Source organism: Siccirubricoccus phaeus (assembly GCF_008360935.1).
Lineage (GTDB): Bacteria > Pseudomonadota > Alphaproteobacteria > Acetobacterales > Acetobacteraceae > Siccirubricoccus > Siccirubricoccus phaeus.
This window is the reverse complement of sequence record NZ_SRXO01000013.1, coordinates 156347-175903: the sequence shown is the minus strand read 5'-3', so window position 1 is coordinate 175903 and position 19557 is coordinate 156347. Positions and strand designations below refer to the sequence as shown.

Here is a 19557-nt window from a genome sequence, read left to right as displayed (position 1 = left end):
CCGCTACCCCCGCACCGTCTCGTAGGCCGACCCGCCGCGGCGGATCGCGTCCAGCGTCATGGCCGAGGCCTGCCGGGCGATCTGCCCGGCCAGCAGCCGCAGCCGGGCCTCGACGCCGGCGTCCGCCCCGCGCGCGTCGATGTTGATGGTCTGGTGCACCACCGGGCCACCCGGCGCCGTGCCGTTCGGCAGCACCGTCCCGCTCTGGCGTGGCACGAACCACTCGGGCCCGCGCTCGCCGACGACGTAGGGCTGCCCCGCCGTGACCGGCCCGCCCTCGGCGCGGAACAGCCCGCCGAGCCAGGAGCCGATGCCGCTGAACATGCTGTCGAATGAGAAACCCGACAGCGCCGAGGACACCGCGTTGCCGAGCGGCTCGGTGATGGTGCGGCGGGCGATCACGCGGGCGATGTCCTGCAGCAGGCCCTGCATGACCTTTGACAGCTTCTCGCCGCGCACGATCGCGTCCTCGAAGGCGCTGCTGAAGGTCAGGCCGAGCTCGCGCACCGTGTCGCTGGTGCGCTCCGCGGCCGCCTCGACCCGGTTCTCCGCGCGCTCCAGCTCCTCCAGCGCGCGCTCCGCCTCGCGCTGCACCGTCGCGTCCGGGACCGGTCGGCCGGCGCGTTCGGCGCGCTGCACCAGATCGGACAGCCGCTCCATCCGCCTCTGGTAACGCTCGTAGGCGGTCTCGTTGGCCTGGATCAGCCGCTCGCGCTCGCGCAGCAGGTCGTTCAGCTGGCGCTCGGCCTCGCGCGCCTCCCGCGCGCCCTCGTTGCTGGCGCGGCGGACGGCGGCGACGCGCGGCTCCAACCGGCGCAGTGCCGCGTCGCGCTCCTGCAGCGCCAGCGTCTCGAGGCGGGTGCGCTCGGCGGCGGTGACCGCGCCGGCCGCCTCCGCCTCGCGCAGGCGGCGGACGCGCTCCTCGTATTCTCGGTTGATCCGGAAGCGGTCGTCGAGGTCGCGGGTGAGCTCCTGGACCTCCTGCGTCGCGCGGCGCCGGCGGGCGTCGGCCGCGGCCTGACCGGCGCGCTCCTGCTCCTCCAGGCGCCGGTTGAGGGAGTCCCGCTCGGCGGTGTCGATCTCGGCGAGGGTGGCGAAGTAGTCGCGGCGCAGCTCCTCCAGCCGCGCCCGGCTGTCGATGCCGGCCTGCCGCTCGGCCGAGCCGACCAGGCCGGGGCGGATGCTGCCGCGGCGGACCGGGGCGCGCAGGCTGTCGCGGCCGTCCTGCTCGCTCTCCAGCCGGCCGATCTGCGCCGACAGCGCCTCCGCCTGGCGGCGCAGGCCCGCGAGGCGCTCCTCCTCGCTGAGCAGGCCGGAGCCGCGGCGGACGCCGTCCATGGCGCGCGCCGCGGCCGAGAGAGCGCGCGCCAGGGCGTTGGACAGGCCGATGGCGCGATCGAGCTGGCCGAGGAAGTTCTCGGTCGCCGCGGTCAGCTGCCCGAAGGCGCGGCCGAGCGAGAGCGGCGCCTTGTCGAGCTCGGCGCCGAGCCGCTCGGTGGCGCGCAGCAGGGCGGGGAACACCCGCTCGGCGGTGAGCTTGCCCTCGCTGCCTAGCTGCCGGAGCTGGCCGATGGAGACGCCGAGTTCCTTGGCCAGCCCCTCGGCTAGCAACGGCATGGCCTCGAGGATGGAGCGCAGCTCGTCGCCCTGCAGCACGCCCGAGGCCAGCGCCTGCGCGAGCTGGAGCGTGGCGGAGGAGATCTCCTGGGTGGAAGCGCCGGAGACGATGGCGACGCGCTGCAGGCCGCCGACCAGTCGCACCACCTGGTCGGAGGTGGCGCCGATCTCGCGTGCAGCGATCGAGAAGCGCTGGAAGGCGTCGACACTCTCCGACACCGCGACGCCGGTCGACAGCGCGTTGCGGTACAGCGCCTCGTAGACCTGGCCGGCGCGCTCGATGGAGCCGGTGGCGTTCTGCAGGCGGGAGAGGCTCTGGGTGAGCGCGTCGCCGGCCTGAACGAGGGCACGGGCGGCGACGGCCACCCCGGCCACCTGCAGGCCGCGCGTGGCGAGGTCCAGGAGTTCGAGGGAGCGGGAGGCGCGCTCGGCGCCGCCCTTGATCCGGTCGAGGGAGCGCTGGCCGGTCTCGCCGACCTCGCGGAGCCCGGCCTTGACCCGGGCGGCATCGTCCAGCGAGAGGCGGACCGAAACGCGGCGGGTTGCATCAGCCATGCGGCTTTTCCTCCCCCTCGCGGCGGGCGCTGGCGCCCTCGGCCATACCGATGCGGATGGCGAGCAGCAGCTCGGCCGCAGCCCAGCCGGAGGCGCCCATCTCGCGCGCCGCGGCGAGCGCGCCGGCCGTGTCGAGGGTCAGGCCGGCCATGCTGGCTTCGGTGCAGGCGGTCCCGGCGGCCCAGCAGGCGTGCCCCTCGATGCTGGTGGGCGCGTGGGCTGCGTAGGGGCAGGCCTCGGCGCAGTCGCGGCCGAGGGTGGCGCAGCCGCGGCAGTATTCGGGCCCGCGGCCGAAGTGCCAGGCGGCGCGGGCCCTCAGCCGTTTCCCTCGGCGGCCACCGCGGCGACGGGGGCGGTGGCGCGATCCCAGAAGGCGGCGGCGATGTCGTCGAGGTCCATCAGGCGCTCGACCGCCTCGGGCGAGAGCGGCAGCGGCTTGCCCGCAGCATCGCCGACGCCCTCCCAGGCGGTGACCGCGTGGCGGGCGAGCGCCTTGACCAGGAAGGCGAAGGACAGGCCGCGCGACATGTCGGGGTCGAGATCAGGATCCGCGATCCGGATCGCGGCCAGCCGTCGTGCGGCCGCGGCCTGAGCCGCGGCCATGACCGCGGTGGTCACCGGCCGGATCTCGATGCGCACGCCGCGCGGCAGGTCGAGCCAGTACGGCTCGGCCGGGAGGTCGAGGGTGAGCATGAGCTACTCCGTTCTTGAGACGTGTTCGGCGTCGCCCTGGTGGCGAAGCAGTGCCGAGGTTGGGCGATGAGGTGACCGGTTCAGGGAGCCGGCGCGTGAGCGAGCCGCGGCGTCCGACGCTCTCCGGACCTTGATGGTCGGCCTGTCCCGACCTCTTGTCCCGCGATCGCAGCGCGGGAGCCCATCGCGCATCTGCTCCGGAGGGTAGGCAGCCTGTCCGCACGTCACTGCACCGCCGGACTGACCGCCTAGTCCAAACCAACCTTGCGCGTTAGAGAGTCGGGCGATGGGCTCGATGATCACGCTGCGCCTCGGCCGCCTCGAAGTCGACTGGGGCAAGAACAACGTCTTCACCAACCACTCGCCGCTGTTCCGCGCGACCGACCTCGCTGAGGCGGACTATTTCTACGCAGACAACGTCGTGGAGCGGAAGCCTGCCTACGTGCGCGAGCTGCGGCACGTCATCCCGCGCCTCGAATTGCTCGGCTTCAGCTTGGACGGGTGCCGCCGAGCCTACGAGGAGGAGGTCCGCCGCATTCCGGGCTACTACCCCGAGATGACAATTGGCTTCGACACCTTCCGCCAGGCGCTGCGGGAGGTCGACCTCGATCGGGTCAGCACCACGGAATACGACGGGGACTTCGATCTGGGCGAGTTCGCCAAGACCATCCTGCAGGATCCGGCCTTCCAGGATGTCATACCTGGGAACCTCACACGCGACGACGGGACCTTCTTCGAGAACCTCGACGCCTACGTGGTCTTGCGGCTGCTGGGGGAGAACCCGACGAATCTGGACCGCGATCTCGTCTGGAGCATCGGCGACGTGGTGGAAGGCGGCTGGGTCGAGGGCGACATCTTCGAGGCGCTGACCGATGCGAGCCGCTTCTTGATCGTTACCGAAGGCTCGTCGGATTCGGCCATCCTGAAGGCCGCGCTGCCGATGGTCGCGCCCGACGTGGACGATTTTTTCGACTTCATCGACATGCGGGAGAATTATCCGTTCACCGGCACCGGCAACCTCGTGAATTTCTGCAAGGGACTCGCGGCGATCAAGGTGCAGAACAAGATCGTCGTCGTGCTGGATAACGACACCGCCGGCCATGCAGCGCTTCAGAAGCTCCGGCGGCTCCAGATGCCGCCGAACATCCGCCTTGTCCGACTGCCCGACCTGGAGGCATTCCGCACCTTCCCAACGCTCGGCCCGTCGGGCCAATTGAGCGAGGAAGTGAACGGCCGCGCGGTTGCAATCGAATGCTTCCTTGACCTCGCCTTCGGGCCGAGGGAGGAGCGGGCGGTCCGCTGGACCAGCTTCAACCATGAGGTCGGGGAGTATCAGGGCGAGCTGCTGGCTAAGGAAGAGTACACGAGGCAGTTCTTCGCGCATGTCCGCGACCAGGGCTACGATCTGAGCAAATTGCGCTTGCTATGGTCGCATATCCTGCAGGCCTGTGCGGCGGAGGCGGTGTCGTCCTAGCTCGGTCTACCGGGCATCGCCGAGCAAGAAGCCGCAGCGCTTCAAGCAAGGAAGCTGTCGGGACCCGTCCCCGCGAGCTTGGTGCCAAACGGCGAGTAGACAGCCGCGATATCCTCGATCGATCCGATCTCAACGAAAAGAGCATCACCGCCCGCCAGAGGGGAGCCGCCTTCAGGGTCTAGCGCGAAGCGCATTTCCCGCTGATAGGCGTAGGGCATCTCCTTAGCGACGATCGGCGAAAGCCTCTCCCCAGAGTGGTGATAGGGGTCGAAATACACAGTGGGGAAAAGCTTCTTCGTGGCCGTGGGCGCTGCCCGGTTGAGATGTGGCAGCGCTCGCCGCACAAATTCCATCGGATCGAATATCACGAGGCAAGCATCGCCATCTGCATGCCCGCTCGGAAACTCCGAGAAGAGGCGCGGATCGAGGTCGCTGCTGAAGGAGCACAGCCAATATGGCACCTCAATCAGCACGCCGTTCCGCTCAATGCTGCGGCTCGTCGTGAATTCAACATCACCGATGGGCGTGATTACCTCGCCTCGGGGGCCAGTAATTTGCAGGACCTGTCCCGGCCGGCGATAGGCTTTGCTCATCTCCTCATCCGTGCGGGCAGCGCCTAGCGCCACGTCGCGGTACGAGGCAGCTGGCGCAAACCTTAGCCGACCCCGGTGCAGTAACTCGAGTAGCCAGACCTTCGCGCTGATGCGCACCAGCCGTTTCTGACCTCCAGCCACCACGCCGTTGAAGCCAGGCGCAAGCGCGGGCATCGCTGGAAGCTCCGGTGTTGGACCAGGCCTGAGACCACGGTGTTCGAACTCCAGCACCGTCCAGTGCCGTATCCTGAGCCACCACCAAGGGCTCAGCCAGCCGCGTTCAGCTCGGAGATCGTCCCGCGGCGTTGTACCGCTATCGAGATACTGGATGTTGCGATCGATGCCGTTGAGACGCGCTTGCAGTGCGTCATCCGAGAGGTTTCTAAGGTTTCGGCCATTCGCCCGGGCCATGAACGTCCAGAGCTCGGCGTCGTGGGCCGGCATCACCATTCGCCGCGCCAAGATCTCGTCAATCAGCAATGCCGTCCACGGCAGGCGTCCCTGCCACCCTCAAGCGGTGTGCTCACGACGCCGGATATACCGGAAGTCTCACATCCAAAGAACCAGGCTCACACATAGTCGGACGCCGCCTGCTGGTTCTTGAGTACGGCGGTCATCATGCGCGTGGCGGTGGCGTTGTACGCGGCGCGGAACTCAAACGCTGCCTCGACGCCCGCTGGCCCCTCGACCGGCGTCTTGGCCAGCGCCAGATACACCTCGTGCAGCGTGAAGGTCAGGCTGCGGTTGGCGTCGATCGCATAGCTAAAGGCAAACTCCGCCGGCGCGTTGTTCTGCGCCTGGGTCAGCAGCGTGGTGTCGGCAAAGCGCGCGGTGATCTGGCCGGTGGCGCGCGCGATGCCGGGATCCACGCCCTCGACCTTCCGATCGGCGCGGATGGTGCGCACCATCTCCATGCCGTTCGCGTAGGTGAGACGCGCCCCGGTCACCTGGGCGAGCGCTGAGCCGTTCCGGCTGATCGCGCCCTGCGCCTTGTTGAAGGCGGTGTAGGCGGCGCTGGTCGGCGTGCCGCCCGAACTCGCGGCGCTGCGCGTCGAGCCCTGGCCCATCAGCCCGAAGGTCGCGGTGGCGGGCCCCGTCGGCGAGAAATCGATCTCCAGCGTGTCGGCGCGCACGCCGGTGCAGAGATCGTAGTTCGGCACGTCGGGGTAGCCGATCTCGATGCTGTTCGAGGGCAGCGCCGCGGCGCCTGAGCCGAAGCTGTGGATGAAGTTCGGGCTGGTGCCGGTGGTGGTGGGCGGGCCGAGCAGCAGGCGCAGCCAGTGGCCGATGTTGACCAGATCGACCGGCACCACTGCCTGGCCCTGGACGGTGACGGTGTCGAGGAAGGGTGCTGCCGGATCGCGGCTGCTGCCGACGCCGATGACGTCGGCATCGAGCAAGGGCTGCTCGGCGCCGAGGTCGCAGGAGAGGAACGGCAGGCGCAGCCAATCGCCCGCGGGCGCGGTGCCGTAGGTGGCCTCCGGGATCATGAGCAGACGGCAGTTGGCGCCGATGGCACGGGGCATCGAGGGTCTCCGGGATCAGCAGGAAGGAGAAGTGTCAGGCCAGCGACGAGCCGGCGACGGTGAAGAACAGCGTGACGGGGACCGATGCGGCGCGGGCGGCCGCGGCGCCCTCGAACTCCACGTCCTCGAAGTCCGGCGCGCCGGGCTGCGCCCATTCCACCGCATCGCCGAGCGTGCGGTCGGCGGTGACGGCGGCGGCGATGTCCACCAGCAGCGCGTCGAGCACGGCGTTCCGAGCCGCCGGCGTCGCGCCGCCGACGGTGACCTCGACCTCGGCGCGATGCTCGATCGCCCAGGCGAGCGGCGAGAGGATCGCCGTCTCCTCTAAGGTCTCCCCGTCGCGGACGACGACCAGGCCGCCCGGCGGCAGGCGCTGCGGCACGGTCTCGCCGCGCAGCACCAGCGGGGCAGGACTGCGGGTGGCGAGTGCCGTCTGCAGCCGGCCGTGCAGCGCCGCGATCGCAGCCTCGCGCACGCTCACGGCGTCGCCCTCCCGCTCTCGTCGGACGCATGCGTCCGACCCCATTCCGCCACGAAGCGCCGCGGCAGCCGGCGCAGGCCACGCTCGGCGGCGCCCTTCACGTCCAGCCGCCTGGCGAGCTTCACCTGCGGCAGCAGCAGGAACATCGGGACCATCCCCCGCGCGAGCATGCCGCGCGCCCAGGCCTCGCGGCCCTTGCGGTTGCCGGTGCCGATCTCCGTGAGGCCGCCGGCGATGAGGCGGGTGCGGCGGCGCCGGCCGGTCTGCCCGCCCTGGCGGAGAGGGAGGCACCACACGAAGCCCCGCCCGGACTGGAAGGGCCGGATGAAGCCCTGGCCGGAGGCGACCATCTGCGCCGGCGTCACGCGCATGCCTTTCTCGCCGCGACCGCGGCGTCCGCGCGCCGCATTGAAGCCCGTCGGGATCGCCAGGAACTTTCGCCCGCCCTTGGCGCGGATCAGCGCCCCGCGTTCGAAGGCATCGATCACGTTTGGCACCTTGCTCCAGACCAGTCCCGCGGGACGCAGCGACTGACCGGAGCGCGGAAATACCAGCGAGCGCCAGGCATTGGCTATGCCGCGCGCGTTGCCGCCGAAGCTGCTGGTGACCTGCCGCCGCAGGTCCTGCTTCACCTGCTCGGTCTCGGCGCGGACGGCCCGCATGGCAGCCTGCTCCCCAGCACGGACCTCGGCCGCCAACGCCTGGCGCAGGTCGCCGACGATGCGCGCGGCGAGCCTCATTTTGGCGAATCCTGCGACGGCAGTCCGGTGCGATGACGGATGATGGCGACGGCGAGGTCGTGCAGCGCCGCCTGGCCGAGGTAGCCGAACACGAAGGCAAACAGGAACCGGCCGTATTCGTTGAACTCCAGGAAGCCCCCGAGCGCGTAGCCGGCGCTGCCGACCAGCGCGGCGGACGGCACCTCCCAGGCGAGGCACCAGCCGAAGCGGCGGCGCTCGGGGTTGTTCCAGCGCACGAAGCCGCCGGCGAGGCCCGCGGCGGCACCGAGCAGTAGGTCGCGCAGCATCTCCAGCAGGGTGAGGGTGGTCTGCGGCATGGCACGCTCCTATCGCTGGCAGAGGACGCGCCAGGCGGTGCCGGAGGCATCGCGCTCGGCGTGGGTGACGGTGAGCAGGTCGGGGCCGAGGGCGAAGCCGTCGCCGGCGGCGAGGTCGGGCAGTGTCGCGACGGCGACCGAGAGGATGTCGGTGGCCTGCAGGATCCCGGTGCCGAAGGCGTCGGCCACGCGGTCAGGGGAGGAGCGCAGGACCCGCAGGGCGATCGGCGCGCCGGTGCCGCCTTGCCGGTAAACCGCCTCCATCCCGAGGTTCGGATCGGCGACGAGCGCCGCCATCGCGGCGTCGAAGGCGTTCACCGCTCGCCCCCATCGGCCGGGTTCAGCCGCCGCACCGCGGCCAGCCGCCCCGCGCAGTCGGCGTGGGCGGCGTCGTAGGCCAGGAGGAGCTCGGCGACCTGGCCCTGCGTCAACCGATCGGCATCTGGCAGCGCCGGCGCGGCGGCGCAGACCAGCAGCACGTCAGGGAGGCGGAGCGGCAGCAGCCGGATCTCCGGCGCCGCGGGCGAGCCGCAGGCGCTCGACAGCAGCGCGCAGCACAGGGGCAGCGCCCGTCGCGTGGCTCGGGTCACGGCGGAGGGCCTCCAGATCGGCGCCAAGGCGCGCGGCCCGGGCGCGGGCGCGCTCGGCCTCGCCGGTGAGGGCGGCGATGTGGCGCGCGTGCTCGGCGGTGGCGCGGGCGAGCGCCGCCGCATTGGCCTCCGCCGCGCGGCTGGCCGTCGCCGCGTCGAGGCGGGCCGCGTCGCGCTGGGAGCGGAAGTGCCAGGCCGCGGTGGCGGCGAGCACCACCGCCGCGACGAGCGCCAGCGGCAGAACGTGGCGGGACAGCAGCCCGAGGAGCGCCGCGCCGGTCACGGATAGGCCTCGCGGTCGAGCTCGAAATGCGGCCCGTCGCGGAAGGAGGGCCAGTCGCCGCCCCAGGCGATCGGCACGCCGACCTCCTTGGCCGCGGCCTTCATGGCGGCGCCGAGCTGCTCGTACAGCGGCCAGTCCCAGCGGATCTCGCCCTGCTCGACGGAGCCGTCGCCGTCGTCCAGCCAGTAGGCCAGATCGACCGCGTGGCCGGTGAGGTGCCGGCTGTTCATCGTGCGGGAGGCGCCGATCGCGACCAGCCGGGCCTGGCGCTCCCGCGCGCGGACGCCCTCCGTCACGATGAACGGCACCGCCTGGCGGGCCCGTTCGACCACGCGCACCAGGTCGCGGTGCACGCCCGCGAGGCGCGCGCGGTCGCGCGGCAGCAGCGCCGCCATCACGCCCCCGAGGCCGGCACGCGGGCCAGCATCACGCGCACCGTGGCGTCGGCCGTCAGCGCCGCGACGGTGCAGAGCCCGACCTGGAAGTTGCCGGTCGCGGTGGTGGTGATGCGGCGATTGGTGTCGTCCCAGAACACCCGGGCGCCCTGGCTGATGGCGAGCGAAGGCTCCTTCGGCAGGTCGAACTCGCCCCGGGTCTCGCACTCGACGCTGGCGTTCTGCGCGGCGTCGGACGCCGCCACCCCGAAGAAGGCGCCGACCAGCAGGCCCTGGCCGGAGAGGATCCCGCCCGAGTAGGGCACCACCATGGGGATGGAGCGCGCATCGGGACGAATGCAGTTGCGCATCGGATACTCCTGCGATGGTGATGGGAGGGAGGCCGCGCAGCCCACGGGGCCGGTTGCGGAAAGTAGTGCAATTCACTATTGTCCTGGCATGGACGAAGCCATCTCCGCCGCCGAGGCCAACCGCGCCTTTTCCCGCCTGCTCCGCGAGGTGCGCGAGGAGGGCCGGACCTTCGTCGTCACCTCGCACGGCAAGCCCGTGGCCAAGCTGGTGCCCTGCGGCGCCGCCGAAGCGGGCCGCGAGGCCGCGCGGGCGAAGCTGCTCGCGCGCCTCGCCCGCCAGCCGGCGACGGACGTCGGGCGCTGGACCCGCGACGAGCTCTACGAGCGCTGAGGTGCGGGTCGCGCTCGACACCAACGTCCTCGCCTACGCCGAGGGCGTGAACGGCCAGGACCGCAAGGACGCCGCGCTGCTCATCCTGCGCGACTTCGCCGAGCACGAGCTGATGGTGCCGGCGCAGGCGCTCGGCGAGCTGTTCGTGGTGCTGACCCGCAAGGCCAGGCGCCAGGCGGCGGAGGCCCGGGGCGCCGTGCTCGGCTGGTCGGACAGCTTCCCGCTGATCGACACCACGCCGGCGGTGATCCTCGAGGCGATGGAGCTGGTGACGACCCACCGCCTCGGCTTCTGGGATTCCGTGATGCTGGCCGGTGCCGCGCAGGCGGGCTGCCGCATGCTCCTCTCGGAGGACATGCAGGACGGCTTCACCTGGCGCGGCGTGACGGTGCGGAACCCCTTCGGCACGGTCGAGATCTGACCGTGCCGCGGGGCGGGGCGCTCAGGTGCCCGGGTTGAACCAGGCGCCGCGCCAGTCGATGGCGCCGACGCCGAAGTCGAAGATCACGCTGACCTCGACGCCGTCCGCGCCCTGCACCGGTCCGGTGGTCACCTGCGGCCCCTCGGCGCCGTTGAGGTAGCCGTAGACATAGACCGGTGCGGCGACCGGGTCGGAGAACAGGTACCAGCGGTTGGCCGGGATCAGCGGCTCGACCACCGGCTGCACGAAGCCGGCGAAGACGTTCGCCTTGCCGATCTCGCTCGCCTGCACGACCACGGTCGCCTGGCGGGCGGCGAGCTCGAGGTTCGGCCCGACCAGGAGGCGCATGGTCTGGCCCATGGAGATCGGCAGGCCGTCCAGCGTGCGCTGCTTCATGATGGCGGTGCGGCCGGCGCCGATGGTCGAGGTGTCGAGGACCGTGCCGGCGCTGGCCTTGTTGGCGCGCGCCGCGCCGGTGGCGAACACCGGCGCGCTGCCGGTGGCGAGGGTCGGGCCGTCGCCGTTGGCGCTGTTGAGCAGGTTGTAGGCGGTGGCGTTCTCGAACTCGGCGACGCGGCGGCCGATCGCGGCGGCGAAGTCTGTGAAGGCGCCGAGGTCGTCGTTCACCAACATGGGCCGGGTGACCCGGATGCGGCGGGCGAAGGTCTGCAGCAGGACGATCTCCTGGCTCTCGGACATGGTGCCGACCTGGATCTCGCCGTTCTCGGCGAGGGGGAGCAGGGTCGGGAAGTCGCCGATGCGCAGGTGCCGGTGCGGCTTGAAGTCGCGGAAGTCGCGGCGGAGGAAGACCTGCCGGTAGGTCGGCTGCGCCGGCTGGTAGGCGGCGAGCAGCATCTTGTTGGCCGCCGCCGCGAGCAGCAGCGGAAAGTCGGAGCTGGTGTGGAAGGCGCGCTCGGCGAGCAGCGTCGGGTTGCGCGGCACGCTGCGCTCGCCGCGGGCGCGCAGCAGCTCGCCCACCATGTCGGAGGGACGCCAGCCCATGAACTCGGCATGCCGTCCCGACCCCTGCGGCTGGTAGCCCGGCATGGCGCGGGCGGCGAGCGCCTCGGCCATGGCGTCGAGCGTCTGCGCCGGGTCGTCGTGGCCGGGGCCGGTCTCGGGGCGGGCGGGCATGGAGGGGCGCGGCCCCTGCGCCACCAGGGCGTCGAACAGGGCGCGGCGGGCCTGGTCGCCGGTCCAGCCCTGGGCGATGGCCTCGGCACGGATCGGGGTGATGCGGTCCGCCGGCAGCAAGGCGCGGGCGGCCTCGACGGCGGTGTCGATGCCGGCGATGCGCTCGCGCTCGGCGCGCTGCGCCTCGGCGCGGACCGCGTCGAGGTCCGGTGCGGCGCGGATCGGCTCGGGCGGCGTGGCGGGCGCGATCGGGGCGGCCGGGGCGGGGCTGGTGGTCACGGTGGTCTCCTGGGGCGGATGGGTCGGCGGCGCCGGCGGGGCGGCCGGCTCGGCCTGCGGGGCCGGCGTCGTCTCGGGCATGGGTGGGTCCTCGTCGGGCAGGGCAGGCTCGATCGCGATGGCGGGCGCGCCCTGCGCCGCCTCACCGCGCACCGCCGCATCGCGGTCCACCGGGACCGGCACGACGGAGATCTCGAAGGGCTCCCAGTCCACCGCGCGGTGGACGGTCTCGCCGGTGGCGGCGTCGGGCCGCGGCTCGTAGCGGTGCACGCGGTAGCCGACGCTGACCGCCCGCAGCGTGCCGTCGGCGACCCGCTGCCAGACCGGCTCGACGTCCGCCGCGGAGGAGAATTGCAGCGTGGCGTAGCCTCGGCCGGCGTCGAGGCGGGCGGCGGTCACCCGACCGAGCACGTCGCGCGCGCCGCCGCGGCGGTGGGTGTCGAGCACCGGGGCCTGGCCGGAGCGCAGCGCCTCCATGCGCACCGCGCTCGGCGACATCTCCAGCTCCTCGGTGATGAGGCCGAGGGCGGGGACGAAGTTGCGGGCGCGGGCGCCGGTGGACCACACCACCTCGACGGTGCGGGCGGCGCGGTCGACGGTGGCAGGCGCGGTGATGGCGCGCTGCGCGACCAGGGGAAGGTCCCCGGCCGTCGGCCCAGCAGCAAGCTCGGGCGCGAGGTCTCCCCCGCCCGGTTCGATCGGTTCGGTCATGCTCAGCCTTGGGGTGCCGTGTCTCGGGGCGGCGCCGCGGCACCGGTGGCAGCGATCTCCACCGCGGCCATCTGCGCCGCGTCCTGCGCGGCGCCGGACTTGGCGACGCGGCGCGGATCGGTGTCGAGCGCGAGGCCGGCCTCGTCGAGCAAGGCGTTGGCCTCGCGGATCATCTCCACCGCCTGGCGGAAGTCGTAGCCGAAGGCGCCCGCCGCCTCGGGCTGCGGCACGAAGCCGGCGCGCACCTGGGCGATCAGGGCGGTGGTGTCCTTCAGCGGATCGATCATCTCGTGCGCCGGCGGCACGTGCGACACGCCATCCGGCATCTCGGCCGGCCAGAGGCCGAGCAGCGCGCCCTGCCGGTGGAACCGCTCGGCGATGGGCCGCACCAGCATCGGGATCAGCATGCCGTACTGCACCTGCTCGCAGAGCCGGCGGAATTCGATCTTGCCGGCCCGCAGAGAGGAGTAGTTCGCCTGCGTCAGGTCGCCGGAGACCTGGTCGTAGGTCAGGCCGGCGCCCACCGCTGCCGCCTCCAACGCCCTGCGGGCGAAGGCCGCGTGCGACCCGCCCCCGCTCGGGTTCACGACTTCCACGCTGCCCATGCCGCGGCGGTAGAGGATCATGCCGGGCTCGAAGCTCTCCACCGCGCGGCCCTGGGCGTCGCGCAGCAGGCCGGCGGCGGCACCGGTCAGTGCCTCTTCGCCCTCTTCCGTCACCACCGCCGCCAGGCAGGCCTCGATCTTGGCCTTCATCAGCAGCGCGGCCTCGTAATCGCCGAGATCGCGCAGCCGCAGCAGCACCGGGGCCAGCCAGGAGACGTCGCGCAGCTGGCCGGGGCGGCGCTTGCGGTAGACGTGCAGCACGTCGCCCGCCGGGGTGCGCACGCTCGTCATGCCGGCGCCGGGCAGCATCCAGGCGCCCGGATGGGTCGGGAACAGCCAGTAGCCAGCGGGCTCGCCGGCAGACCCGAGCGCGATGCCCTGGATGGTCGGCGTGCCGTCCACCATGCCGTTGCGCGCCGTGTCGAGGTGATCGCTCTCCAGCACCTGCAGGCGCAGGCCGATCGGATTGGCGGGCGACGGCGGCACCAGCAGGAAGCGGACGAAGCACTCGCCGCTCTCGACCACCGCCCGCATCACCAGCGCCTGCAGGCCGTAGAGGTCGAGCCGTCCCTCGGCATCGCACGCGGTGCTCTCCGCCCAGCGTTGCCAGGCGCGGCCATGCGCGTCGTCCGGCCAGCGGGTGGTGATGCCGGCGCCGACGGCGTTGCCGGTCCAGAGGTCGACGATGCGGCTGGCGTAGGGGTCGTTGCGCACGGCGTCGCGGGCACGGCGGGCGACCGTGGCGGCGGCCATGCCGACCTCGGCATTGGCGCTGCCGCCGGAGGGCGCCCAGGCGGAAGCGCGGTGGTCCTGCGCCGCGGCGTAGCCGCGCAGCGCCTGCCAGGCATCGCGGAGGCGTCGGATCACCCGGTTCTCTCCCGCGAGAAGCTGGCCAGCGTCACAGAGGGCCGACGGGCGGCGCTGTTCTCCGCGCCGCGCAACACGGCCAGCGCCCGGCCGAGTTCGTCGAGGCTCCGATACTCGACGGTGCGGCCTTCGAAGCTCACGCGCGTGGTGCCGCCGGTGTAGGCGGTGGCCAGCGCCGCCGCACGGCTGCCCACCGGCTGCGCCAGCGCCCAGGCCAGGACGGAGGGATCCATCAGGCGGCCTGCAGCGTCGGCAGCGGCGCCGCCGCGTTGACCAGGTAGGCCAGGCCGCTCGGCGGGCTCGGCATGATCGGCGCGCCGGCCTGGTGCGTCAGCGGCGCGAAGAACCCGTTCTCGCTGCCGGCGGCGCCCCCGCCGGCGCCGCCATCCGCCGCGGCCGAGCCGAGCAGCAGCGTGTTGCCGCCGCTGAAGGCCTGGGTGCTGGTGCCGCGCACCGAGGGCGTGCCCGAGAAGCACAGCAGCAGCCACCAGATCCCGGCCGGGATCCAGCGCGGCTGGGCGAAGGGGCAGATCGCGCTGCCGGCCGCAGTCGTGTCGGCGTCTGCCAGCGGCTCGTCGATGAGGCGCCCGGGATGCCCAGTGCCATCGTCGGCAGCCAAGGCCATGCGCAGGACGCCGGCCGCGCCGGTGGTCACGCTCACCGCCATGGCCGAGAACAGCCCGGACCGCGCCAGCACGTAGGGCACGCAGTACAGCCGGTTCGCCGCCATCGCGACGGCGCCGCCGACCGCGCGCGCGTGCGCCGAGGCGTAGAAGCGCCCCGAGACGTAGGGCAGCATCGCCGGCGCGGGCGGCAGGTAGTGCTGGAACAGCGCGGTCATGCGAGGGGCCGGATGCCGAGGGTGAGGAGGCGCTCCGCCGCCTGGTCCACCGGCGCCGCGGCGAGGCCGGAGCGCAGCCGGAGCCAGCGCCAGCCGAGCAGCAGGGTGGGCGGCAGGGTGAGCGCGCGGCCGGCGGCGGCCGTCAGCACCACCTCGTTGCCGAGGTGGTCGTGGAGGTCGGCCCAGCCGGCGGGCTCGCCCTCGTCGAGCGAGCCCTGCAGGGTGAGCGGGGCGTCGGTCCAGGCGGCGGGCAGCAGCAGCAGGCAGACGCCGTAGCCGACGCTGGCGACGGGCCCGCTCAGCGCCTGGCCGGCGGCGATGCGGGTGCGCACCGGAACGATGGCGGTCATGGGGTTCTCCAGGTTCAGCGCAGCCAGCCGCTGCGCGGCGCGAGCCAGCCACGCGGGCGATGGGTCTCGGGCACTTGCGGCGCCGGCGGCGGCGATTGAGAAGCGACGTTCCCAGGGACGGGAAGCTCGCTCGGCCGCAGCGGGGCATCGGCGATTTGGTCCCGCAGCTGCTGCCAGAAGCGCTCGCCGTAGCGGTCGGCGCCGAGCAGCCAGAGTGCCGCGCGCGCCAGGACAGCGCAGTCCAGCGCCTCGTTCCGTTCCCTGAGCTTCGCCCATTCCTGCCGCGCGAAGCCGCGCCGGTCCTTCACCGTGCGCAGCTGCTCGGCGACCAGCTGCTTCACCCACTCCGCCTCGATGCCCCGCGGCAGATGCACCCAGCCGGGCGGGAACTCTTCGGCATCGCCGCGCCCGAGCCAGAGCCGGCGATAGAGGTCGGCCTTCCAGGTCGAGACCGAGACGGTCCACAGCTTCAGGCCGCGCCGGAGCTTGCGGCCATCGACCAGCGCATCGACCGGCGTCGGACCCTGCACCGGCTGCGCCCGGTTCCAGCCGTCCACGCCCTTGGTCGGCGCGATGCGCGGATCCCGCAGCCGGCGCAGCTGGCCGTAGACGGCAGCGGTGTCGCGGCCACCGGTGTCGACACAGGCCTTGGCGATGCGCATGGTGCCGCCGCCTTGCCGGGGCCAGTCCCGCGCCAGCAGCGTCGCCAGCGCGTCCCAGGGCTTGCGCTCGCGCGGGCTGCCGGGGATCACGACGTGGTCGACGAGCCAGGAGGTATAGCCCTCCGCCCAGCCCCAGACGTCGCATTCGAGGCGGTCGTCCTGCACGTCCACGCCCGCAGTGAGGCAGAGGGCGCCCGCAGGTACGATGCCCATGGCAAAATCCTCGCGCCGCTCGACCAGCCGCTCCCAGTCCGGCGCCTCGCCCTGCTCCTGCCAGGTCTCGCCCAGCACGGTGTTCCGAAAGGTCTTCAGGTCCTCCGGCTTGCCCTGCGCCGCCTCCCAATCGCGGGCGATCTGCTCCCAGGACAGCCAGCCCACCGGCGAGTAGAGCGCCGAGATGTGGAAGCCGACCGTGTGCGGGTCCTGCGCCGCCGCCGTGGCCCGCCATTGCCCGCCGGCCAGCATCGCGGTCTTGTGGTGCTCCTCGATGCCCTCGTCGCAGGTCTCGCAGTGGTAGCGGACCGAGCGGGGGTCGCCCTTCTCCCAGCGGAGATGCTCGAACCTCAGCCACTGCATCTCGCCGCAGTGGGGGCACGGCACGAAGTAGCGCCGCTGGTCGGAGGCGGCGTACTCGCGCTCGATGCGGCTGCGGCCGGCGATGGTCGGCGTCGAAACCAGAAAGGCCTTCCGGCGCCAGCCGAAGGTCCGCGCCCGCGCCTCGGCCAGCGCGATCGGGTCGCCTTCGCCCTCGACGTCGCCGGGATAGGCGTCCACCTCGTCGAGGAAGAGGAAGCGCGCCGTCATCGAGCGCAGCCCGACCGCGCTGTTGGCGCCGGTCAGCACCAGGATGCCGCCGGGGAATTCCTTCGACAGCAAGGTGTTGCCGCTGTCCCGCGCCCGGGCCGGGGCGACCCGCTCCTTGAGCGCCGGAGTCTCCTCCAGCAGCGGGTCGATGCGCTGGCGCGAGAAGCGTTTTGCGAGCTCGACAGTGGGCTGCACCGCCAGGACTGGCGCCGGCACGTGATGCAGGATGTAGCCAAGCCAGCAATTGCCGCTCTCGGTGGCGCCGACCTGGGCGCCCTTCATGAACACTACGCGCCGGGCGGGATGCACCGCCGAGAGCGCGTCCATCACCTCCCGCAGGTATGGGGTCCGGCTGGTCCGCCAGGGGCCCGGTTCGGACGAGGCACGCGAACCAAGGATGCGGTGCCGCTCCGCCCACTGCGAGACGGTGAGCTGCGGCGGCGGGCGGAGCATGCTGCCCGCGCGCCGACGCACATGGTCAGGCGTGCGGGTTCGGATCTCCGCTGGTGCCGCCGAGGCCTGGGGGATCGAAGCGATCGGCGGCCTCCGAGAGCAGGTCGGTGACGTGCTGCTGCAGGATGGTCTGCAGCAGGTGCGGGTCGACGCCGAGCTCGGCGGCGATCAGCCCGGAGACGCGGGCCGGCCAGTTCAGCAGCGCGTCGCGCATCGCGCCGGCGATCTCGTCGATCGTGGCGTTGGCCTCCGCCACATCGAGCAGCCGGCGCTTGTTCTCATCCAGAGCAAGCCGCTGCGCCTCCACCTTGAGGGCGAGCTGCGCGACCTTCAGCCGGGCGTAGGGCGTGCCGTCCGCGCCGCCACCATTGGCGAGCGGCGAGCGGTGCGGATCGGCGGTCTCCACCAGGCGGCGGCGGGTCTTGTCGATGTCCCACTGGCCGTCCGGCTCGCGGGCGATGCGGCCGCTGCCCTCGGCCTTGCGCAGTGCCGCCTCGCTGATGCCGATGCGCCGTGCGGCCTCACGGTTCGATGGGGTCAGCTCGGGCATGGCGGCGGCCTCCCGCCGCGCGCGACGATGAAGCGGGCCTCTTCCCCGAGCCGCCAGAAATTATCCGAGAGCATATTCCGCGAATACCGCTTGTGTTCTGGGAGAGAACGTGGAATACGCTACCGGCGCTCACACCTCGGAGGATCCGGATGAGCATCCCCTGCCTAGTTGTCCTGACCGCAAGAGGTCCGGCCCGTCTGCTCGCCGAAGGTGGCACTCAGGCCTGGCGGCTCAAGCCCGAAAACGTTCGGCGTCTCAGTTACTGCGTCTGTGTCCAGAACCGCCACAATGGGCACTGGGGTGGCGCCGACCAGGAGCACCACCATGCATTCATGGTCGGCCGGATCAGCGAGGTCGTGCCGTCCCCGGAGGGTCGGCCCGAGCGCTATTTGGTCAGATTCTCGGAGTATTCTAGAATTGACTGCCCGAATGCGTGGCCCGGCCTTCGCAACCCAGTCCGTTACGCCACCCTCGAAGAGTTCGGCATTATGGACCCCGATGCTCTGAACTGGCATCGGATGCCGGAGACCGCCGTCATGGGGCCTGCCGCTGCTGCGCCCTCTCAGGACGAGGACAGGGAAGGCTTCGGCCCGCTCACCATCGCCGAGGCGAAGGCCGGGCTGGCACTCGGCCTGGGCGTCCCTGAGAGCGCGATTGAGATCTCGATCCGTTACTAGTCTAGGCGCTGGCGGCGTCATGCCCCGCACAGGCCTTGGCCCGCTGCCTCCGCGCAGCGGGCCCTGATCACAGAGGCCGTCGGGATCAGCCCGCCACCTTGTAAACGGTGAAGGAGCCGCGGGTGCCCTCCCTGTTCGGCCCGACCTGGCGCACCCGCTCCAGCACCTCGACGGCGATGCCCTGGCGCTTCTTCAGCCCGGCAAAGAAGCCCCGCACCGTGTGCGGCGCCCAGCCGGTCGCCTCGGCGATCTGCGCCACCGTGGCCCCCTCGGGACGGCGGAGCATGGCGAGGACCTGCTCCTGCTTGGTGCCCTCGCGGGGCCTGCGCGGCGCGGCGGGATCGCGCGGGGCACGGGCCGACTTGCCGGCCAGGGCGGCGCGGAGCCGCGCCATCGGGCCCTCGAGGGCGCCGATCATGTCGGTGTCGCGGTTGGCCGCGTCCTCCCAGGCGGCGAGCACCGCCGCGGCGGCATCGCGCAGGCTGGCGCCCCGCGGCGCGGGGCCTGGCGCCGCGAGGGCCTGGTCGAGCAGGGCGAGGTCCTCCGCGCGGGCGGCGTCGTCCGGCGCCGCAGGCGCGGCCTGGGTGGGTTCGGTGGCGCCGGCGGGGTTGGCCTGCGGTGGCGCCTCCGGTGCGCCCGTGGGCGCCGCGTCCGGGGCCGGTGCGCCGTCCTTCGGGTCCATGCCGACGGCGCGCAGCCCCTCGTCGGTGATCTTCAGCAGCATCTCGTCGCCGTCCACCGTCCACTTCGCGATGGCGTCGTAGGCGGGGCGGTGGACCGCGATCACCAGGTCGCTCTTGAGCAGCGCCTTGGCCACCGTCCGCCGCGCCGCGGCCGGCAGCCGCTCGGGCGGGAGCGCAAGGTGCTCGGGGTGCCGCGCGGCGGCGGAGAGGATCGTGCGCTGGGTGTCGGTGAGCTTCATCCTCGGGGTCTCCGGTCCGGCACCCGACCAGCCGGGTGCCACCACCCCGAGCCCCGCCGGCCTGGCCGGTCGGGGCGGTGCGGGAGCCCGCCGCGTCAGGCGGCGTATTCGCCCCGGCGGAAGTGCTGGTCGGCGATGTCCTTCAGCTTCGCGGTGGCGTCCGCGAGCCAGGCGGTCTCGCCCCAGAGCACCGCCTCGGGATCGGCGCCGAAGTGATCCGCGCTGGCCTGCTGCAACTCCGCGAGCAGCGCATCGAACTCGGCCTTCTTGGCCAGGAAGGCCTCGAGGCTCCGCTGTTGGTTGGCTTTGCGCTTGGTCATCGGGCTCTCCGTCCTG

The 19557-nt window shown here is 72.4% G+C and carries 26 protein-coding genes; 4 read left to right on the top strand and 22 right to left on the bottom strand.

Annotated elements, in window-relative coordinates; translation table 11 throughout:
- Positions 1-3 precede the first annotated feature (3 nt).
- From E5N76_RS18650 to E5N76_RS18645, 3 genes are all read right to left on the bottom strand, one after another.
- Positions 4-2172 carry a tape measure protein gene (locus E5N76_RS18650; RefSeq protein WP_149538832.1) on the bottom strand — a complete coding sequence of 723 codons (2169 nt, stop codon included), beginning with the start codon at positions 2170-2172 and terminating at the stop codon, positions 4-6.
- Positions 2165-2323 (bottom strand): hypothetical protein, encoded by a 159-nt coding sequence (locus E5N76_RS29640; protein ID WP_187830255.1) that lies wholly within the window; start codon positions 2321-2323, stop codon positions 2165-2167. Before E5N76_RS29640 ends, E5N76_RS18650 begins: the two co-directional genes overlap by 8 nt.
- 164 nt (positions 2324-2487) lie before the next feature.
- Positions 2488-2865 carry a hypothetical protein gene (locus tag E5N76_RS18645; protein WP_149538831.1) on the bottom strand — a complete coding sequence of 126 codons (378 nt, stop codon included), beginning with the start codon at positions 2863-2865 and terminating at the stop codon, positions 2488-2490.
- A gap of 295 nt (positions 2866-3160) precedes the next feature.
- Here E5N76_RS18645 and E5N76_RS18640 point away from each other — a divergent pair, with 295 nt between their 5' ends.
- Complete coding sequence (locus E5N76_RS18640) at positions 3161-4339, top strand: HEPN/Toprim-associated domain-containing protein (RefSeq protein ID WP_149538830.1); 1179 nt, start codon at positions 3161-3163, stop codon at positions 4337-4339.
- Positions 4340-4380: 41 nt separating this feature from the next.
- Here the strand turns inward: E5N76_RS18640 and E5N76_RS18635 are convergent, their stop codons facing one another.
- The 10 genes from E5N76_RS18635 to E5N76_RS18595 form a co-directional block, all read right to left on the bottom strand.
- Positions 4381-5412, bottom strand: a complete 1032-nt coding sequence (locus tag E5N76_RS18635) for a hypothetical protein (RefSeq protein ID WP_149538829.1) — start codon at positions 5410-5412, stop codon at positions 4381-4383.
- Positions 5413-5501: 89 nt separating this feature from the next.
- Positions 5502-6458, bottom strand: a complete 957-nt coding sequence (locus E5N76_RS18630) for a phage tail tube protein (protein WP_149538828.1) — start codon at positions 6456-6458, stop codon at positions 5502-5504.
- Positions 6459-6492: 34 nt separating this feature from the next.
- A complete protein-coding gene (locus E5N76_RS18625) occupies positions 6493-6939 on the bottom strand; it encodes a hypothetical protein (RefSeq protein ID WP_149538827.1) in 447 nt (148 codons plus the stop codon).
- On the bottom strand, positions 6936-7679 hold the full coding sequence (locus tag E5N76_RS18620) for a DUF6441 family protein (RefSeq protein ID WP_149538826.1): 744 nt from the start codon (positions 7677-7679) through the stop codon (positions 6936-6938). Before E5N76_RS18620 ends, E5N76_RS18625 begins: the two co-directional genes overlap by 4 nt.
- Complete coding sequence (locus tag E5N76_RS18615) at positions 7676-7996, bottom strand: phage holin family protein (RefSeq protein WP_149538825.1); 321 nt, start codon at positions 7994-7996, stop codon at positions 7676-7678. Before E5N76_RS18615 ends, E5N76_RS18620 begins: the two co-directional genes overlap by 4 nt.
- A gap of 9 nt (positions 7997-8005) precedes the next feature.
- Positions 8006-8314 (bottom strand): head-tail joining protein, encoded by a 309-nt coding sequence (locus E5N76_RS18610; RefSeq protein ID WP_149538824.1) that lies wholly within the window; start codon positions 8312-8314, stop codon positions 8006-8008.
- A complete protein-coding gene (locus E5N76_RS29635; RefSeq protein WP_187830254.1) occupies positions 8311-8475 on the bottom strand; it encodes a hypothetical protein in 165 nt (54 codons plus the stop codon). Before E5N76_RS29635 ends, E5N76_RS18610 begins: the two co-directional genes overlap by 4 nt.
- Position 8476: 1 nt before the next feature.
- Positions 8477-8869 (bottom strand): hypothetical protein, encoded by a 393-nt coding sequence (locus E5N76_RS18605; RefSeq protein WP_135470897.1) that lies wholly within the window; start codon positions 8867-8869, stop codon positions 8477-8479.
- Positions 8866-9264 (bottom strand): M15 family metallopeptidase, encoded by a 399-nt coding sequence (locus tag E5N76_RS18600; protein ID WP_149538847.1) that lies wholly within the window; start codon positions 9262-9264, stop codon positions 8866-8868. The genes E5N76_RS18605 and E5N76_RS18600 overlap by 4 nt, the downstream gene beginning before the upstream one ends.
- Positions 9264-9614, bottom strand: a complete 351-nt coding sequence (locus tag E5N76_RS18595) for a DUF2190 family protein (RefSeq protein ID WP_149538823.1) — start codon at positions 9612-9614, stop codon at positions 9264-9266. The genes E5N76_RS18600 and E5N76_RS18595 overlap by 1 nt, the downstream gene beginning before the upstream one ends.
- Positions 9615-9702: 88 nt before the next feature.
- Between E5N76_RS18595 and E5N76_RS18590 the strand changes: the two genes are divergently transcribed.
- Together E5N76_RS18590 and E5N76_RS18585 are read left to right on the top strand one after the other, a co-directional pair.
- A complete protein-coding gene (locus E5N76_RS18590) occupies positions 9703-9945 on the top strand; it encodes a type II toxin-antitoxin system Phd/YefM family antitoxin (protein ID WP_149538822.1) in 243 nt (80 codons plus the stop codon).
- Position 9946: 1 nt separating this feature from the next.
- The gene (locus tag E5N76_RS18585; RefSeq protein ID WP_149538821.1) at positions 9947-10366 is read left to right on the top strand and encodes a PIN domain-containing protein; all 420 of its coding nucleotides are present in this window, start codon (positions 9947-9949) and stop codon (positions 10364-10366) included.
- 21 nt (positions 10367-10387) lie between these two features.
- Here the strand turns inward: E5N76_RS18585 and E5N76_RS31065 are convergent, their stop codons facing one another.
- From E5N76_RS31065 to E5N76_RS18555, 7 genes are read right to left on the bottom strand one after another with little or no spacing between them, the layout of a single operon-like run.
- Entirely contained in the window at positions 10388-12490 is a 2103-nt protein-coding gene (locus tag E5N76_RS31065; protein ID WP_149538820.1) for a prohead protease/major capsid protein fusion protein, read from the bottom strand.
- 2 nt (positions 12491-12492) lie between these two features.
- Positions 12493-13962, bottom strand: a complete 1470-nt coding sequence (locus E5N76_RS18575) for a phage portal protein (RefSeq protein ID WP_235907771.1) — start codon at positions 13960-13962, stop codon at positions 12493-12495.
- Positions 13959-14195 (bottom strand): phage head-tail joining protein, encoded by a 237-nt coding sequence (locus tag E5N76_RS18570; protein ID WP_149538819.1) that lies wholly within the window; start codon positions 14193-14195, stop codon positions 13959-13961. Before E5N76_RS18570 ends, E5N76_RS18575 begins: the two co-directional genes overlap by 4 nt.
- A complete protein-coding gene (locus tag E5N76_RS29630; RefSeq protein ID WP_187830253.1) occupies positions 14195-14803 on the bottom strand; it encodes a hypothetical protein in 609 nt (202 codons plus the stop codon). The genes E5N76_RS18570 and E5N76_RS29630 overlap by 1 nt, the downstream gene beginning before the upstream one ends.
- Positions 14800-15153, bottom strand: a complete 354-nt coding sequence (locus E5N76_RS29625; RefSeq protein ID WP_187830252.1) for a hypothetical protein — start codon at positions 15151-15153, stop codon at positions 14800-14802. The genes E5N76_RS29630 and E5N76_RS29625 overlap by 4 nt, the downstream gene beginning before the upstream one ends.
- 14 nt (positions 15154-15167) lie before the next feature.
- Positions 15168-17072 (bottom strand): phage terminase large subunit family protein, encoded by a 1905-nt coding sequence (locus tag E5N76_RS18560; RefSeq protein WP_149538817.1) that lies wholly within the window; start codon positions 17070-17072, stop codon positions 15168-15170.
- Between the two features lie 25 nt (positions 17073-17097).
- A complete protein-coding gene (locus E5N76_RS18555) occupies positions 17098-17622 on the bottom strand; it encodes a hypothetical protein (protein ID WP_149538816.1) in 525 nt (174 codons plus the stop codon).
- 149 nt (positions 17623-17771) lie between these two features.
- Here E5N76_RS18555 and E5N76_RS18550 point away from each other — a divergent pair, with 149 nt between their 5' ends.
- Positions 17772-18299 carry a hypothetical protein gene (locus E5N76_RS18550; protein WP_149538815.1) on the top strand — a complete coding sequence of 176 codons (528 nt, stop codon included), beginning with the start codon at positions 17772-17774 and terminating at the stop codon, positions 18297-18299.
- An 85-nt stretch (positions 18300-18384) separates the two neighbouring features.
- Here the strand turns inward: E5N76_RS18550 and E5N76_RS30580 are convergent, their stop codons facing one another.
- Positions 18385-19221 (bottom strand): DUF3489 domain-containing protein, encoded by an 837-nt coding sequence (locus tag E5N76_RS30580; protein ID WP_235907770.1) that lies wholly within the window; start codon positions 19219-19221, stop codon positions 18385-18387.
- A gap of 95 nt (positions 19222-19316) precedes the next feature.
- Entirely contained in the window at positions 19317-19541 is a 225-nt protein-coding gene (locus E5N76_RS18540; RefSeq protein ID WP_187830251.1) for a hypothetical protein, read from the bottom strand.
- Between the last annotated feature and the right edge of the window lie 16 nt (positions 19542-19557).